General features: G+C 73.6%; 16 protein-coding genes and 1 pseudogene. 5 read left to right on the top strand and 12 right to left on the bottom strand.

All coding sequences use genetic code 11. From position 1 onward, the window contains the following. Positions 1–182, top strand: a pseudogene (locus tag AC1Q49_RS14870) (HNH endonuclease signature motif containing protein); the annotation flags it as partial. 147 nt (positions 183–329) lie between these two features. Here AC1Q49_RS14870 and AC1Q49_RS14875 read toward each other — a convergent pair. The 5 genes from AC1Q49_RS14875 to AC1Q49_RS14895 all read right to left on the bottom strand — a co-directional run bounded on the left by AC1Q49_RS14875 (position 330) and on the right by AC1Q49_RS14895 (position 4464). Further along, positions 330–1085: a hypothetical protein gene (locus tag AC1Q49_RS14875; RefSeq protein ID WP_492493103.1), complete on the bottom strand. Its 756-nt coding sequence runs from the start codon at positions 1083–1085 to the stop codon at positions 330–332. Between the two features lie 236 nt (positions 1086–1321). Beyond that, complete coding sequence (locus AC1Q49_RS14880; RefSeq protein WP_492493105.1) at positions 1322–2425, bottom strand: sulfate/molybdate ABC transporter ATP-binding protein; 1104 nt, start codon at positions 2423–2425, stop codon at positions 1322–1324. After that, entirely contained in the window at positions 2422–3240 is an 819-nt protein-coding gene (locus AC1Q49_RS14885) for an ABC transporter permease (protein ID WP_101305771.1), read from the bottom strand. The genes AC1Q49_RS14880 and AC1Q49_RS14885 overlap by 4 nt, the downstream gene beginning before the upstream one ends. A gap of 16 nt (positions 3241–3256) precedes the next feature. After that, positions 3257–4069 (bottom strand): molybdate ABC transporter substrate-binding protein, encoded by an 813-nt coding sequence (gene modA / locus AC1Q49_RS14890; RefSeq protein WP_492493107.1) that lies wholly within the window; start codon positions 4067–4069, stop codon positions 3257–3259. Continuing rightward, complete coding sequence (locus AC1Q49_RS14895) at positions 4069–4464, bottom strand: TOBE domain-containing protein (RefSeq protein ID WP_061782578.1); 396 nt, start codon at positions 4462–4464, stop codon at positions 4069–4071. Before AC1Q49_RS14895 ends, modA begins: the two co-directional genes overlap by 1 nt. A gap of 121 nt (positions 4465–4585) precedes the next feature. Between AC1Q49_RS14895 and AC1Q49_RS14900 the strand changes: the two genes are divergently transcribed. The 4 genes from AC1Q49_RS14900 to AC1Q49_RS14915 are packed head-to-tail and all read left to right on the top strand — an operon-like array spanning position 4586 to position 7657. After that, the gene (locus AC1Q49_RS14900) at positions 4586–5680 is read left to right on the top strand and encodes a ThiF family adenylyltransferase (protein ID WP_255266114.1); all 1095 of its coding nucleotides are present in this window, start codon (positions 4586–4588) and stop codon (positions 5678–5680) included. Then, entirely contained in the window at positions 5677–6957 is a 1281-nt protein-coding gene (locus AC1Q49_RS14905) for a molybdopterin molybdotransferase MoeA (protein ID WP_492493110.1), read from the top strand. The genes AC1Q49_RS14900 and AC1Q49_RS14905 overlap by 4 nt, the downstream gene beginning before the upstream one ends. Next, positions 6954–7424: a cyclic pyranopterin monophosphate synthase MoaC gene (gene moaC / locus AC1Q49_RS14910; RefSeq protein WP_060959193.1), complete on the top strand. Its 471-nt coding sequence runs from the start codon at positions 6954–6956 to the stop codon at positions 7422–7424. Before AC1Q49_RS14905 ends, moaC begins: the two co-directional genes overlap by 4 nt. Beyond that, positions 7424–7657, top strand: a complete 234-nt coding sequence (locus AC1Q49_RS14915) for a MoaD/ThiS family protein (RefSeq protein ID WP_101305768.1) — start codon at positions 7424–7426, stop codon at positions 7655–7657. The genes moaC and AC1Q49_RS14915 overlap by 1 nt, the downstream gene beginning before the upstream one ends. Positions 7658–7691: 34 nt before the next feature. On the opposite strand, the gene AC1Q49_RS14920 is transcribed toward AC1Q49_RS14915, so the two are convergent. The 7 genes from AC1Q49_RS14920 to AC1Q49_RS14950 all read right to left on the bottom strand — a co-directional run bounded on the left by AC1Q49_RS14920 (position 7692) and on the right by AC1Q49_RS14950 (position 14703). Next, on the bottom strand, positions 7692–8120 hold the full coding sequence (locus AC1Q49_RS14920) for a molybdenum cofactor biosynthesis protein MoaE (RefSeq protein ID WP_061782585.1): 429 nt from the start codon (positions 8118–8120) through the stop codon (positions 7692–7694). Next, positions 8117–8587, bottom strand: a complete 471-nt coding sequence (locus AC1Q49_RS14925; RefSeq protein ID WP_191008012.1) for a MogA/MoaB family molybdenum cofactor biosynthesis protein — start codon at positions 8585–8587, stop codon at positions 8117–8119. The genes AC1Q49_RS14920 and AC1Q49_RS14925 overlap by 4 nt, the downstream gene beginning before the upstream one ends. A gap of 58 nt (positions 8588–8645) precedes the next feature. Beyond that, positions 8646–9257, bottom strand: a complete 612-nt coding sequence (locus AC1Q49_RS14930) for a GNAT family N-acetyltransferase (RefSeq protein ID WP_492493112.1) — start codon at positions 9255–9257, stop codon at positions 8646–8648. A 9-nt stretch (positions 9258–9266) separates the two neighbouring features. Beyond that, the gene (locus AC1Q49_RS14935; protein ID WP_492493114.1) at positions 9267–10802 is read right to left on the bottom strand and encodes an SDR family oxidoreductase; all 1536 of its coding nucleotides are present in this window, start codon (positions 10800–10802) and stop codon (positions 9267–9269) included. 75 nt (positions 10803–10877) lie between these two features. Further along, entirely contained in the window at positions 10878–12758 is a 1881-nt protein-coding gene (locus AC1Q49_RS14940) for a helicase HerA-like domain-containing protein (RefSeq protein WP_492493116.1), read from the bottom strand. A 5-nt stretch (positions 12759–12763) separates the two neighbouring features. Beyond that, entirely contained in the window at positions 12764–13408 is a 645-nt protein-coding gene (locus AC1Q49_RS14945) for a phosphatase PAP2 family protein (protein ID WP_060959197.1), read from the bottom strand. A 26-nt stretch (positions 13409–13434) separates the two neighbouring features. Beyond that, positions 13435–14703 (bottom strand): multidrug effflux MFS transporter, encoded by a 1269-nt coding sequence (locus AC1Q49_RS14950; RefSeq protein WP_492493119.1) that lies wholly within the window; start codon positions 14701–14703, stop codon positions 13435–13437. Positions 14704–14751 lie beyond the last annotated feature (48 nt).

A 14751-nucleotide genomic window follows, 5' to 3' on the forward strand; every position in this document is an offset into this window, starting at 1 on the left:
CCGACAACCTCGCACACCTGTGCCGCCGCCACCACACCGTGAAGCACCACACCGCCTGGCGGGTCCGACACCTCGGCGGCGGAACCCTCCAGTGGACTTCACCGGCCGGACGCCACTACGAAGACCACCCACCCAGCCGCGTCCGATTCGTCCCGCACACCGACGACCCACCACCGTTCTGAGCACCACGCACGGGAAGCGTCAGCGGGGATGAGTACCGACGACACATCCTCCGACACCACCCGATCGGACAGACGGGAGTCTGCGGACGGCTGAGCCGTGAGAGTGGATCGACGACGGCCGCTTTGCCACGCGCCTGAACAGCGTTGTCAGGGCGCGAGATCGCAGTTCCGCTGAGTAACCTCCCAGCCCCCTTCTACGTAGTCGAGAGAGTCGCGCACGAGCCCGAACGACAGAAGAGTGCTGAGGACTTCGGGGTAAACCCCCTCGAGCCCCTGCTTCCAGTGCTCCGTTCGAGCAATCCCGCTGTTGTCCGCGTTCGGAAGATCCATCCGGTAGGTGTCCCAGTAGACCGGCAACTCATACTGGACCCGACCCTGCGCGTCGGCCACGAATGTCTCACTGGGGCGCGAATCGACGTACACCGTCGGAGAAATCCCGACGGCAGGCACCCGCACGCCATTGCACGTCACCGCGACTGCGTACGCCTCGACCGACCGCGGCGCTGCAACGAGATCTATGGCGGCCAGCGGAACTGCCAACCCGCCGAGCGCACCGAGGACAACCGAAGCCGCCGCGGCGATCCAATCGAGGCGCGCATTCTTGGGCAGGCGCCTCATGACGAGTCGCTCCAGCGTCCTCGAACTCGCAAGGCCGAACGTCGCCCAGCTCGCTAAGAGCATCAGCTTCATGCCGACCTCTGCGGGAATCGCCGACTTCGCGAACAGCAACAGCACCAATGGAACAACGAAGGTCGTTGCCAACCACCAGCCCCACAGCGGCCAGAGACTGATCCGGTCTTGCATCGAACGCATGAACTCTGCGGTCGCCGCGGCGGCGAGGACACCGAAAGCCAACACAGCCCAATGCCACTGCGCGACGATCACCGCCACCACGACGAACACGAGTCCAGCCCCGACCGCTGCGCCGAGCCGGATCGTGAAAGGGGGTGCGCTCCGCTCGAGCAGCCGACGACGCACCCGCCGCGAGTCATATGGCATCATCGGCGCGCCCCTCCCTCGTGGGATCAGCGTGCCGTATCAGGAGACGATCACGCAAAAGCCACAAACACCGTGGGAGAGAACCCCGGCGCGCACACGTCGGCGCCTCCGCGTACCGGAACGCCTTCGAGCTGCTGAGATCACCGGGCGGCGACCCGCACGTCGGTCGCGACGATCGACAGGCGCACCTCGTCACCCTCGGCGACGTCGGCGGCGGCGAACTCGGCGATCGCGAGCTCGCAGACGACGGCGGGCTCGCGGGTGTGCAGGCGGACACCCGCGGCGGTCGCCTCGATCCGCACCACCCTGGCGCTCCAGCGGATGCCGGATGCCGAGGCGCCCACGGCCGCCGCGTCAGCCGAATCCCTCTCCCCAGCCCCCCGCGCGGACCGCACCCGGACCGCGCCGGTCGGGATCAGCGCCACGGCGTCGCCGTCGGAGAGGCCGGGCGCGGGAAGGCGCACCGCACCGGCCGTCCACACCCCCGCCTGCACCCGACCCGGCACGCGGTTGACCCCGCCGAGCGCCGCGACGAAGTCCGTCGCGGGCGTCGTGAGCACCTCGCGGGCGGGTCCCTGCTGCGACACCCGGCCGTCCTCGATCACGACGAGGCGGTCGGCGAGGGTGACGGCATCCACGACGTCATGCGTCACGAACAGCGTCGTCGTGCCGGAAGCGCGCAGATGCGCGGCGAGCACACGGCGGATATCGGCGACCGTCACCGGGTCGAGCGCGGTGAAGGGCTCGTCGAGCAGGAGCAGCCGCGGCGCGGTCGCGAGGGCGCGGGCGAGGGCCACCCGCTGCTGCTGGCCGCCGGAGAGCTCCGCGGGCCGGCGGTGGCCGACACCCGGAAGCCCGACGTTCTCGAGCCAGCGCTGCGCCTGCGCGCGGCGCGCGACCCGGGCAGCCGCCCTCCCGGCATCGTCGGAGACGCGCAGCCCGAACGCGACGTTGTCGCGCGCGGACAGATGCGGGAACAGGCGCGGATCCTGGCCGAGCAGCACGACACCCCGCCGCTGCGGCGCCACCTGCACCGCGGGCGACGAGACGACCTCGCCTCCGACGCGCACCTCGCCGGCGCTCGCGCGCATCAGTCCCGACACGACATCCAGCAGCGTCGACTTGCCCGCGCCGCTCGGTCCCATGACGGCGACGATCTCCCCCGCGGCCGCGGAGATCTCGGCATCCAGCACGAACGCGTCGCGGCGGACGACGACGTACGCGTCGAGCGCGGCCACGGTCACCGTCCCGCCCCCGGCATCGGCCGCCAGGCCCGGACGAGAAGCAGCACGCCCACCGCCGTCACCAGCAGCAGCAACGACAGGGCGACGGCGGTGCCCTGCGAGACACCCGCACCGTTGAAGGCGGTGTAGATCGCGAGCGGCATCGTCTGCGTCACGCCCGGCGCGTTGCCCGCGAACAGCGCCGTGGCCCCGAACTCCCCGATGGCCCGCGCGAAGCACAGCACGACCCCGGCGAGCAGGCCGGGCGCGGCCAGGGGCAGCGTGATCCGCCAGAGGATCCGCCACCGTCCCGCCCCCAGCGCCGCCGCGGCATGCTCGTAGCCCACACCGGTCGCGCGCAGGGCTCCCTCGAGCGCCAGCACGAGGAACGGGAGCGCGACGAACGTCTGCGCGATCACGACCGCGGTCGTCGTGAACGGGATGCGCAGCCCCGCCCCCGCGAGCAGCTGTCCCAGCCAGCCGTTGCGGCCGAGGAGGAACAGCAGCGCGACGCCGCCGACCATCGGCGGGAGCACGAGCGGAACCGTCACGACCGCGCGCAGCACTCCCGCCAGCCGCGGCCCCGACCGGGCGATCACGAGCGCAAGCGGCACGCCCAGCACGACGCACGCCGCCGTCGCCACGGCACCCGTTCCGAGCGAGAGGCCGAGCGCCGACACGGCGGCAGGCGAGGTGACGTCCGCCCACAGCGTGGACGGATCGACGCGACCGACGAGCGCGGTCAGCGGAAGCACGAGGAAGGCGACCCCGACAACGGCCGGCACGAGCAGCACCTGCGGCACGAACCCGCGCGATGCGCGCTGCCCGGCGATCATCGCGGCTGCCCGGCGATCATCGCGGCTGTCCGAAGCCGAGCCCGGCGAGCACCGCGCGGCCCTCGTCGGACAGTACGAAGGCGACGAACGCCTCGGCCGCCGCCGGGTTCGCGGCGCCGGCGAGGGCGACGATCGGATACGTGTTGACGACGGCGTCGGCCCCCGCGGTCGTCACGGTCTGGACGTCGGTCGTGGTCTTCGCGTCGGTGACGTACACGAGACCGGCATCGGCCTCGCCGCTGGCGACCTTGGTCAGCACCGCCGTCACGTTCTGCTCGTAGCTGTCGACGGACGCGGTGACGCCCGCGTCGGCCAGCAGAGTGGCGGATGCGGCGCCGCACGGCACCTCGGCGGCGCACAGCACGACCGACAGGTCGGGCGTCGCGAGATCGGCCAGCCCCGTCACGCCGCCCGGGTTGCCCTTCGGCACGACCAGCGTCAGCACGTTCGTCGCGAACGGCTGCGGCGCCGCCGCGAGCCCGGCGTCGACGACCTTCTGCATGTTCTTCTGATCGGCCGAGGCGAAGACGTCCGCCGCCGCCCCCTCGACGAGCTGGGTGGCGAGAGTGGACGATCCGTCGTAGCTGATCGGCCGGATGCTCACGCCGGGATGGGCGGCTTCGAACGCCTCGGCGAGCTGGGTGAACGCGGCCTTCAGCGACGCCGCCGCGAAGACCGTGAGCTCGCCCGACAGCGCGTCGGCCGACGCGGATGCCGGGGCGGTCGCCGCCGGCGCAGCATCCGTGGCCGCACCGCCGGCGCCGCATCCGGCCAGCGCGAGGGCCGCCGCGGCGAGGAGGGCGAGGGCGGGACCGCGTCGCGTGCGCATCAGTGCTCCTGGGGGGTTTCGACGATGACGTTCGTGGCTTTGACGATCGCGACGGCGAGCGCACCGGCTTCGAGGCCCAGGTCACGCACGGCCTCGGCCGACATGAGCGACACGACGCGGTGCGGCCCGGACTGGATGTCGACCTGCGCCATGACCCCGTCCATCTGCACCCGGGTGACCAGGCCCACGAAGCGGTTGCGCGCGCTCGAGAGCGCGTCGCCGGGATCCGCGGCGGCGCGGGCGGTCTCCACGGCCCGCGCGGCGAGCGCGTCGCCCGGCACGCGCGCGGGCGACTCGCCCGTCGTCGGCAGGACGCCGTGGTCGATCCAGCGACGCACGGTGTCGTCGCTCACGCCCAGCAGACGGGCGGCTTCGGTGATGCGATACGAGCGCATACGGCGACGATATCGCTCATCTGCGGAGAAAGTGACGCGTGCTCCCCGCATCCGCGGAAATCGCCGGGTCCGTGACACCCGTACCGGCCCCGCCGTCGATGCCGCGGTTTACGCTGACACCGTGCCCCTCGCTCCCCTCGTCGACCCTGTCCCCGCGCTGACCGCGGCCGAGCGCGCGCGCACGCAGCGCCACCTCGTCCTCACCGGCATCGGCGATCTCGGTCAGCGCCGCCTCGCCGCCGCGCGCATCGCCGTCGTCGGCGCGGGCGGACTCGGCTCCCCCGTGATCATGGCCCTCGCGGCAGCCGGGGTCGGTGGTCTCACCGTGATCGACGACGACGACGTGGATCAGACCAACCTGCAGCGACAGCTCCTGCACCGCCACGCCGACATCGGCGCCCCCAAGACCGACTCGGCCGTGCGGGTGGCCGCGGACCTCTCGCCCGAGACCGTCGTCACGGCGGTGCGGGAGCGCCTGACCGCCGACAACGCCGAGCGCCTGCTCGCCGACGTCGACCTCGTCGTGGACGGCAGCGACACGTTCGCCACGCGCACCGCGGTCGCGGCGGCCTGCGAGGCCCGCGGCATCCCGCTCGTCTGGGGCGTGGTGCAGGAGTTCCACGCCCAGGTGACCGTCTTCTGGAGCGCACCGCCCGCGGGGACGGAGGCCGTCCGCCTGTCGGACCTGCACCCCGCCGACGCCGCGGGCGAGCCGCCCACCTGCGCCGAGGTGGGCGTGCTGGGCGCGCTGTGCCTGCAGGTCGGCGGCATCCTCGCGACCGAGGCGATCAAGCTCGTCGTGGGCGTCGGCGAGCCGCTGCTGGGTCGCGTGCTCGTCATCGACGCCCTTCGCGCCACCCAGACCGAGGTCGCCCTGCACGCGGCGGCGGAGCGCACCTCCGCGCCCGTGCCGCCGGCGCCCGCGACGGACGGGATCCGTGAGCTGACGGCATCCGAGATGCTCTCCGCACAGGATGCCGGGGCCACCCTCCTCGACGTGCGGGAGCCGTGGGAGACCCAGGGCGGCATCGTGGCGGGGTCGGTCCTGATCCCCCTCGGTGACCTGCTCGATGACCCGGACCGCGTCGAGGACGATCGTGTCGTGGTCATCTGCGCCCACGGCGTGCGCGCCCGCCACGCCGCCGAGGTCCTCCGCGCCCGCGGGGTCGAGGCCGACATCCTCGTCGGTGGTCTCGCCGCCTGGCAGCAGGCATGAGCGCCGCCGACACGACGCCGCCGGTGCTGCGGACCGTCGAGGAGCAGCTCGGCGATGTGCTCGCCGCGGTGCGGCCGCTCGCGGCTGCCACCGTGGCGCTGGAGGAGGCGGCGGGCCGCACGCTGCGCGCGCCGCTGCGGGCAGCCCTCGACATCCCCGTCTTCGACAACTCGGCGATGGACGGCTTCGCGGTGCGTTTCGCCGACGTCGCCGCCGCGACCGGCGACGCCCCCGCCGTGCTCCGCGTCGTCGCCGATCTGCCGGCCGGCACCAGCGACGACCCCCGTCTGGGTGCGGGCGAGGCCGCGCGCATCATGACCGGCTCCCCCGTGCCGGCGGATGCCGACGCCATCGTCCCCTTCGAGGACACCGCCGGCGGCCTGGCGGACTCGCTGCACACCGCCCGGGTGCTGCGCGCACCCGCCCGCCCGGGCGTCTTCGTCCGCCGTGCCGGCGACGACGTGCACGCCGGCGACATCCTCCTGGAGGAGGGCACCGTCCTCGGGCCGTTGCAGATCGCCGCCGCGACCGCGGCCGGGGTGACGGCGGCGTTCGTGTCGGCCCGCCCCCGCGTCGCGATCGTGTCCACCGGCAGCGAGCTGGCCCCCGCCGGGACGCCCCTGCGCCGCGGTCAGATCCCCGAGTCCAACGGCGTCCTGCTCGCGGGCCTCGCCGCCGCGGCCGGCGCGGAGGTCGTCGCGCGACTCAGCGTCGACGACGAGGGCGCCGCACTGCGCGACGCGGTGTCGGCGGCGCGTGCGGCATCCGTCGACGCCGTCGTCTTCTCGGGCGGCGTCAGTGCCGGCGCGTTCGAGGTCGTGCGCGCCGAGCTGTCCGGCGCGATGACGTTCAGCCGCATCGCCATGCAGCCCGGCAAGCCCCAGGGCTTCGGCACGCTGCCGACACCGGCCGGCGCGGCCCTGCTGTTCGGGTTGCCGGGTAACCCCGTCAGCGCGGCGGTGTCGTTCGAGGTCTTCGTCCGGCCGGCGCTGCTGGCGCTGCAGGGTCGCCGCGCGATCCACCGGCCGATCCTGCAGCTGCCCGCCGGAGCCCCCTGGCGCACGCCGGAGGGACGCCGGCACTACCTGCCCGCGGTCGTCGACACCGACCGTGACGGCTCGTGGACCGTCCGCCCGGCGACGGCGGGCGGCTCCGGGTCGCATCTCGCCGGCGGACTCGGCCGCGCCCGCGCCCTCGCGGTCGTTCCCGCCGAGGTCGTCGAGGTGCGCACCGGCGACCCGGTCGCCGTCATGCTGCTGGAAGGATGGGACGCATGAGCTTCACCCATCTGGATGCCGCCGGTCACGCGCGAATGGTCGATGTGACCGAGAAGCAGCCGACGGTGCGTGCCGCGACCGCCCGCGGATTCGTCCGCTGCGCCGCGCCGGTCGTCGCCGCCCTCCGCGACGGCTCCGTCCCCAAGGGCGACGTGCTGGCCGTCGCGCGCATCGCCGGCATCCAGGCGGCCAAGCGCACGCCCGAGCTGCTGCCGCTCGCCCACGTCATCGGCGTGCACGGCGCCGTCGTCGATGCGATCGTCACGGACGAGGGCGTCGAGGTCACCGCGACCGTGCGGACGGCCGACCGCACCGGCGTCGAGATGGAGGCGCTGACGGCCGTCGCCGTCGCCGCCCTCGCGATCGTCGACATGGTCAAGGGCATGGACAAGGCGACCGCCATCGAGAACGTGCGTCTGATCGCGAAGACCGGCGGCAAGTCGGGCGACTGGACGCGGGAGGCCTGATGGCGAGGGTGCGTTACTTCGCCGCCGCCGCCGAGTTCGCGGGGCGCGACGAGGAGGTCCGCGGCGAGCACGACCTCGAGGCCCTGCGCGCCGCGTGGGCGGCGGAGTACCCCGGCCTCGGGCGCATCCTGCCGCGCTGCGCCGTGCTCGTCGACGGGCGGCGCACCGACGGCGACGCCGCGCTCGGCGACGACACCCTGATCGACGTGCTCCCGCCCTTCGCCGGAGGCTGAGCGCGGGTCGCGGAACCCCGGGGCACCGTCACGTTCAGCCGCCGAGCCCCTTCCACGCCGCCGACCCGTCGTCGGCCAGCTGACGCTTCCACACCGGCAGCTCGCGCTTGATCGCCTCGATGATCTCCCGGCACACCTCGAACGCCTCCGCGCGGTGCGGTGTGGCCACGGCGATCGCGACCGCGATGTCGCCGACCTCGAGCCGTCCGATGCGGTGGCTCACCGCCACGATCGCGCGGCGGTCGCCGACCGCGGTGACCGCGATGTCGTGCAGCGTCGCCTCGGCGTCGGGATGGGCCGAGTATTCGAGCGCGACGACCGCCCCGCGCGCGTCGGGGTCGTGGTCGCGCACCGTGCCGATGAAGCTGGCCACGGCGCCGGCGGCGGCATCCTCGACCGCGGCGATGTGGACGGCGAGATCGAGCGGTTCGTCGGTGATGCGGGCGATGCGCACGGCCATCAGTGGTCGCCTCCGTCGAGCTGGTGGCGGACGTGGTCCGCGATCGAGAGGATCACCGGCATCCCGGATGCCACGGCGGCGGGAGAGCCGGGCAGATTGACGATGAGGGCGGTGCCGGCGACGCCGGCGAGCCCGCGCGACAGCATCCCCGCGGGCTTCTCGGCGACCGACCGGCGGCGCAGCTCTTCGGCGATGCCGGGGAGCTCCCGATCGATCACGCGAGCCGTGCCCTCGGGGGTCCGGTCGCGCCGCGCCACGCCGGTGCCGCCGGTCGTGACGACGAGGCGGGCGCCGGCGGCGATCGCCTCCCGCAGCGCGGCCTCGACGCTGTCGGCGCCGTCGGCCACCACGCGCGCGTCGGCGCACGCGAAGCCCGCCTCGCGCAGCACGCGCACGGCGACCGGGCCGCTCACGTCGTCGCGCGCCCCCGCCGCGCTCCGGTCGGACACGGTGATCACAGCGGCAGGCATCGACACGCCGCCAGCCTACGCCCCGCCCTCCCGCGGCGCGCGGGCGGACGAGCCGATGTCACAGCACGAGGCCGAACGCGGCGACGTCGGTCGGGCCGTCCAGACGCGAGAAGCCGATGCGCTCGTAGAACGCGATCGCGCCGGCGTTGCCGCCCGCGGCGACGAGGTGCAGGCCCGCGGCGCCGCGGGCGCGCAGCGCGTCGACGAGCGCGGCGATGAGCCGCCGTCCCCATCCCTGCCCCTGCAGCTCGGGCAGGAGGTCGATGTGCAGGTGCGCCGGATGGGTGGCGGCGTACGGTTCCGCGCCGGGGCGTCGGCTGTCGGCATACGCCAGGACGGCATCCTGCCGGGTGCCCTCCCCCTCCTCGCCACCCGCGGCGCGCCGCGGCCAGCGCGAGCCGATCCGCGGCCACCAGTCGGAGCGGAACCATTCCTCGAAGGCGTCGGTGTCATCGATGCCGACGATGTAGCCGGCCACGCGGCCGTCGTCGGTCTCCACGACGAAGGCGAGGTCGGGATGGCGAGCCGCGTACGGCAGCACGAAGACGGCGCCCCAGATGTCGTCGTCGTCCAGGATGCCGGTGCCGTCCGCGCCGGCATCCGCGGTCCGCAGGCAGACCTCGGCGAGCGCGGCCTCGTCGCCGGCGCGGAACGGTCGCAGGTGCGGCATCCCGCGATTCTATGCCGCCGGCTGCGCGGCCTCGGCGGCCGCGGTGATCCGGTTGGCCATCCCGCGGAAGATGAACCCGTGGAACGGCAGCACGGCCAGCCAGTACAGCCGCCCCGACAGCCCCGACGGGAAGAAGACCGCGCGCTGACGGTACACCGCGCCGCCGTCCGCGCCCGGCTCGCAGCCGAGGTCGAGCCAGGCCAGCCCGGGCACCTTCATCTCGGCACGCAGGCGCAGCAGCCGCCCGGGCTCCACCTTCTCGACCCGCCAGAAGTCGATCACGTCGCCGACCGCGACGCGCGTACGGTTGCGGCGACCCCGGACGAGGCCGACGCCCCCGACGAGGCGGTCCATCCACCCCCGCAGCGCCCACAGCAGGGGCGCCGAGTACCAGCCGTTCTCCCCGCCGATGCCCTCGATGACGTCCCAGAGCCGCTCCGGCGCCGCGGTGGTGGCCGCCGTGCGCACGTCGGTGTAGACCGTGCGCCCCGCCCACTCCGGGTCGGACGGCAGCGGATCCGACGGGACCCCGCTGACCTCGGCATCCTGCCAGCTCGTCTCGACGCTGTCGGCCGCGACGCGACCGAGGGCGAGTGCGACGGCGCGGCGGTACGGGGTGAGGCCGCCCTCCGGCGGCGGGATGATCGCGTCGATGTCGTGATCGTCCATGACGCACTCGTTCTGCAGCGAGGCGATGAGCGGGCGCGCGATCGAGCGCGGCACGGGCGTGACGACGTTGACCCAGTGCGAGGCGAGACCCGGGGTGAGCACCGGCAGCGGGGCGATCGGGCGTTGCGGGAGCCCGGCTTCGACCGCGTAGCCGTTCATCATCTGCCCGTAGCGCAGCACGTCGGGACCGCCGATGTCGACCGCGCGGTTGACCTCGGGGGCGACCCGCGCCGCGCCCAGGAGGTAGTACATGACGTCGCGCACCGCGATCGGCTGGATGAAGTTGCGCACCCACTTCGGCGCGGGCATGTAGGGCAGCACCTCGGTGAGGTGGCGGATCATCTCGAACGATGCGGACCCCGAGCCGATGACGACCCCGGCCTGCAGCACGAGCGTCGGCACTCCGCTGCGCAGGAACACGTCGCCCACCTCGACCCGCGAGCGCAGGTGCGGGCTCAGGGGCACCCCGTCGGGGTGCAGGCCGCCCAGGTAGACGATCCGGCCCACGGATGCCGCGGCCGCCGCGGTGGCGACGGCCCGGGCGGCGGCGAGGTCGGCCTCCTCGAACCCCGCGCCCGCCGACATCGAGTGGATGAGGTAGAAGAGCACGTCGACGTCGTCGCAGGCCCGGGCGAGCGCGGGGCGATCGACCGCCGCACCGGCGACGACCTCGACCTCGTCCCCCCAGTCGAACGCCGCGAGGCGGGCGGGATCGCGCGCGAGGACCCGCACGCGGTACCCGGCCGCGATCAGCCGCGGCACGAGCCGGCCGCCGATGTAGCCGGTGGCGCCGAGCACGAGGGCGCGCGGCGCGCTGCCGTCGGCGCGCGGCACGGCCCGCAGGGCTTCTTCGCCCGCCTTCCCCCGAGCCGCCATGACGCGGCCGAGCCGCCACCGCGCGGGCGGGCCGGCGCGTAGCGGCTCGGCCGGCAGGTAGCGGCTCGCGAAGGGCTAGCGGCGGCCGGTGCCGAAGATGCCGCGGATGACCGAGGTCAGGATGGTCTGGGTGGACTTCGCGTTCAGGACCTGTTCCAGCGGGGACTTCTGCGCGGCCCGCGAGGTGCGCGACGTGCGCGAGGCGCCCGTGCCGCCGGTGGAGCGCAGGATGCGGTCGTACTCCTTCTGCCGCTCGCGCGCGGCGGCGGCATCCGCCTTGGCCTGGGCGGCCTCCGCGGCGGCTTGCGCGGCGGCTCTCTCTGCGGCGGCATCCGCCTCCGCGGCCGCGTTCATCTTCGCGGTCAGGATCTCGCGTGCGGACTCCCGGTCGATGGGCGTCCCGTACTGCGCGAGCAGGGGCGACGCGTGCACCGCGCGCTCGATGTCGGGGACGGGCGTGGGCGACATGAGCCCCTGCGGCGCGCGCAGCCGTGTCCAGGCGACGGGGGTCGGCGCCCCCTTCTCGCTCATGACGGTCACGATCGCCTCGCCCGTGCCGAGCTCCTGCAGCACGCGCTCGAGGTCGTACCCGCTCTTCGGGTAGGTGCCGACCGTGGCCCGCAGCGCCTTCGCATCGTCGGGCGTGAAGGCGCGCAGCGCATGCTGCACGCGGGAGCCGAGCTGGCCGAGGACGTCCGACGGCACGTCCTTGGGCGTCTGGGTGACGAAGAACACGCCGACGCCCTTGGAGCGGATGAGCCGCACCGTCTGCGTGATGGCCGCGAGGAACGCCTTCGACGCGTCGCGGAAGAGCAGGTGCGCCTCGTCGAAGAAGAACACGAGCTTCGGCTTGTCGAGATCTCCCACCTCGGGGAGGATCTCGAACAGCTCCGCCAGCAGGTACATGAGGAACGTCGAGAACAGCGCGGGCTTGTCGGCGACGCCCGGCACCTCCAGCAGCGAGATCACGCCGCGACCGTCGGGCGCCGTACGCAGGAAATCGCGGACGTCGAACTCCGGCTCGCCGAAGAAGACGTCGGCGCCGTCGTCGGCGAAGGTGATGAGCTTGCGGAGGATGACGCCCGCCGTCGCCGCCGACAGGCCGCCCAGCTCCTTCAGCTCGACCTTGCCCTCGTCGCTCGTGAGCCACGTGAGCACCGCCCGCAGATCGGACAGGTCGACGAGGGCGAGCCCGTTGGCGTCGGCGTAGTGGAAGACGAGGCCGATGCTCGACTCCTGGGTCTCGTTCAGGCCGAGCACTTTGCTCAGCAACAGCGGGCCGAACCCGGAGACGGTGGCGCGCACCGGCACGCCCATGCCCACGCCGCCGAGGGCGAAGTACTCGGTCACGGATGCCGCGGGCGCCCACTCCTGCCCGATCGCCGCCGTCCGGGCGCGCAGCTTGTCGCTGGGCTCGCCCGGGGTCGCGACACCGGACAGGTCGCCCTTCATGTCGGCCGCGAAGACGGGCACGCCCTTCGCGGCGAGCTGCTCGGCGAGCCCCTGGAGGGTGCGCGTCTTGCCCGTGCCGGTGGCACCGGCGACCAGGCCGTGGCGGTTCATCATCGCGAGCGGGATCCGGATCTGCGCCGAGGCCACCGGCTCGGTGTTCATCAGCGCGCCGAGGTCGAGCGTGAGCCCCTCGAACGTGTACCCCTTCGCGATGGCGGCGACCTGGTCGGCGTCGAGGGGGCCGGATGCCGCGGCATCCACCTCCGACGGCGCCTGCGCCGCCTGCGCCGCCTGCGCTTCGGGAGGAGATATCGCCTCGGGAGGAGCTGATGTGCCCGCAGCATCCTCCGGGGGGGAAATCTCCTCTGCTGCTGCCGGTGCGGACGCACGGGCGGCCTGCGCGGCGGCGAGCGCCGCCTTGGCCTGGGCGAGCTTCAACGCGGCCTCTGCGGCCTCCGCTTCGGCCTGCAGACGGGCGAGCTCGGCATCGTCGACAGCACTCATGGCGCTCAGCCTAGCGAGCGGACCCGCTCGCTCTCACGGTCCAGCACACGCGTGAAGGCGGCCGCGACGACGAGGGTGGCGCCGACGCCGACGAGGGCGCCGCCGACGGTGTCGCTCAGCCAGTGCGCGTGCACCTGGGTGCGGCTGAACGCCATCGCGAACACCCACGCGCCGCCGACGACGGCGACGGCGACCCGGGGGAAGAGGATGACGGCGATCGTGGCGACCGTGGCCGCGTTGCCGGTGTGGCCGGAGGGGAACGAGCCGTGGTCGGAGAACACGATCATGTCCTCGGGACGGGCGCGTCCGAACAGCGCCTTCAGCAGCTGGACGAGGGCGACGCTGCCGACCGAGGCGACGACGACGAACAGCGCGCCGCGGGGGCGGCGCAGCACCAGCAGGAGGGCGACGCCGCCGAGCGGTACGACGAAGGTCGCGAACCAGCCCCCGCCGAGGAAGTTCATCGCCAGGGCCGCCGGATCGAGGAAGGCGAAGCGGTCGACGAACACGTTCCACCACTCGTCCACGTTGACGTCTGCCTCGACGACCACCTGGATGCCGAGCCACACCGTCGCGGCGATCAGCAGCACCCCCGCGACGAGGCGCTGCAGCGCGACGGTGGTGAGGTCGTCGTCGGTCGGTGCTCTCATCGCCCCATTGTGCCCGACGGCATCCGCTACGGCGTGAGGCGCGCGACCGTCCACGGCCGCACGATCGCCCACAGCGCGGTGCAGCCGATGAGCGCGCAGCCGACCATCACCGAGGCCATGGTGGTCGCGGTGATCCCGGCATCCTTGGCCACCCAGCCGACGATCGGCGAGATGAGCCCCGCGACGCCGAAGTTGGTCGCTCCGAGGATGGATGCCGCGGTGCCGGCCGCCTTGCCGTGCCGGTCGAGTGCGAGCACCTGAACGCAGGGGAAGGTGAACCCGCACGCCGTCATGAAGACGAACAGCGGCACCATCGTGCCCCAGAGTCCGAGCCCGAGCTGGTCGAGGACGATGATCGCCACGGCCGCGAGCACCAGCACGCCGGTCGAGACGGCGAGCACCCATTGCGGTCCGAAGCGCGCCGCCAGCCGTGCGGCCACCTGGACGCCGATGACCAGACCGAGCGAGTTGGCTGCGAACAGCAGGCCGTACTGCTGGGCGTCGAAGCCGTAGGTCTCCTGGAAGAGGAACGACGAGGAGGAGAGGTAGGAGAACAGACCGCTGAACGACATGCCGCCGATGATCAGCACGCCCACGAACACCCGGTCGCTGAACACGGCTCGGTAGCGCTGCAGCACCGTGGTCGCTCCGCGCTCGCGGCGTCGTGCCGCGGGCAGGGTCTCCGGCACGAGCGCGATCGCCGCCACGAGCATGATGGCGCCGTACACGGCGAGCACCACGAAGATGCCGCGCCAGGGCATGACCGTGAGCAGCGCCGATCCGATCAGCGGCGCGACGACGGGCGCCGCGCCGGAGACGAGGGCGAGCCGGCTCAGCATGACGACCAGCCGGCGCCCGCCGAACAGGTCGCGCACGATCGCCATGGCCACGACGCCGCCCGCCGCGGCGCCGACGCCCATGAACACCCGGGCGATCGCGAGCAGCGTCAGGTCGGGGGCCAGCGCGGCCGCGACGCTCGCCACGACGTGCAGCGCCGTGACGGCGAGCAGGGGCAGGCGGCGCCCGACCTTGTCGCTGAGCGGCCCGACGATCAGCTGGCCCAGCGCGAAGCCCACCATGGTGCCGGTCAAGGTCAGCTGGATCGCGGCCGCGGAGGTGCGGAAGTCGGCCTGCAGCGTCGGGAAGGCCGGCAGGTACAGGTCGATCGTGAACGGCCCGAGGGCCGTGAGAGCGCCGAGCAGGATGATGTAGACCACGCGTCGCGGCGTGGAGATCGCATCTCCCGGGTGCAGAACGACGGGCGCCGTCGCGGGATGCGGGCCCAACGTGCGGATCGCACCGGTGGCGGTGCGCTCGGCGGCGGTGGAGGCGGGGCGGGAGGC

This window comes from Microbacterium sp. MPR-TSA4 (assembly GCF_058792815.1).

Bases quoted from the DNA above. Each gene is read 5' to 3' on its own strand.
- AC1Q49_RS14885 (WP_101305771.1), bottom strand. From the start codon at position 3,240: ATGATCGCCGGGCAGCGCGCATCGCGCGGGTTCGTGCCGCAGGTGCTG.
- modA (WP_492493107.1), bottom strand. From the start codon at position 4,069: ATGCGCACGCGACGCGGTCCCGCCCTCGCCCTCCTCGCCGCGGCGGCC.
- AC1Q49_RS14895 (WP_061782578.1), bottom strand. From the start codon at position 4,464: ATGCGCTCGTATCGCATCACCGAAGCCGCCCGTCTGCTGGGCGTGAGC.
- AC1Q49_RS14905 (WP_492493110.1), top strand. From the start codon at position 5,677: ATGAGCGCCGCCGACACGACGCCGCCGGTGCTGCGGACCGTCGAGGAG.
- moaC (WP_060959193.1), top strand. From the start codon at position 6,954: ATGAGCTTCACCCATCTGGATGCCGCCGGTCACGCGCGAATGGTCGAT.
- AC1Q49_RS14915 (WP_101305768.1), top strand. From the start codon at position 7,424: ATGGCGAGGGTGCGTTACTTCGCCGCCGCCGCCGAGTTCGCGGGGCGC.
- AC1Q49_RS14925 (WP_191008012.1), bottom strand. From the start codon at position 8,587: ATGCCTGCCGCTGTGATCACCGTGTCCGACCGGAGCGCGGCGGGGGCG.
- AC1Q49_RS14930 (WP_492493112.1), bottom strand. From the start codon at position 9,257: ATGCCGCACCTGCGACCGTTCCGCGCCGGCGACGAGGCCGCGCTCGCC.
- AC1Q49_RS14935 (WP_492493114.1), bottom strand. From the start codon at position 10,802: ATGGCGGCTCGGGGGAAGGCGGGCGAAGAAGCCCTGCGGGCCGTGCCG.
- AC1Q49_RS14940 (WP_492493116.1), bottom strand. From the start codon at position 12,758: ATGAGTGCTGTCGACGATGCCGAGCTCGCCCGTCTGCAGGCCGAAGCG.
- AC1Q49_RS14945 (WP_060959197.1), bottom strand. From the start codon at position 13,408: ATGAGAGCACCGACCGACGACGACCTCACCACCGTCGCGCTGCAGCGC.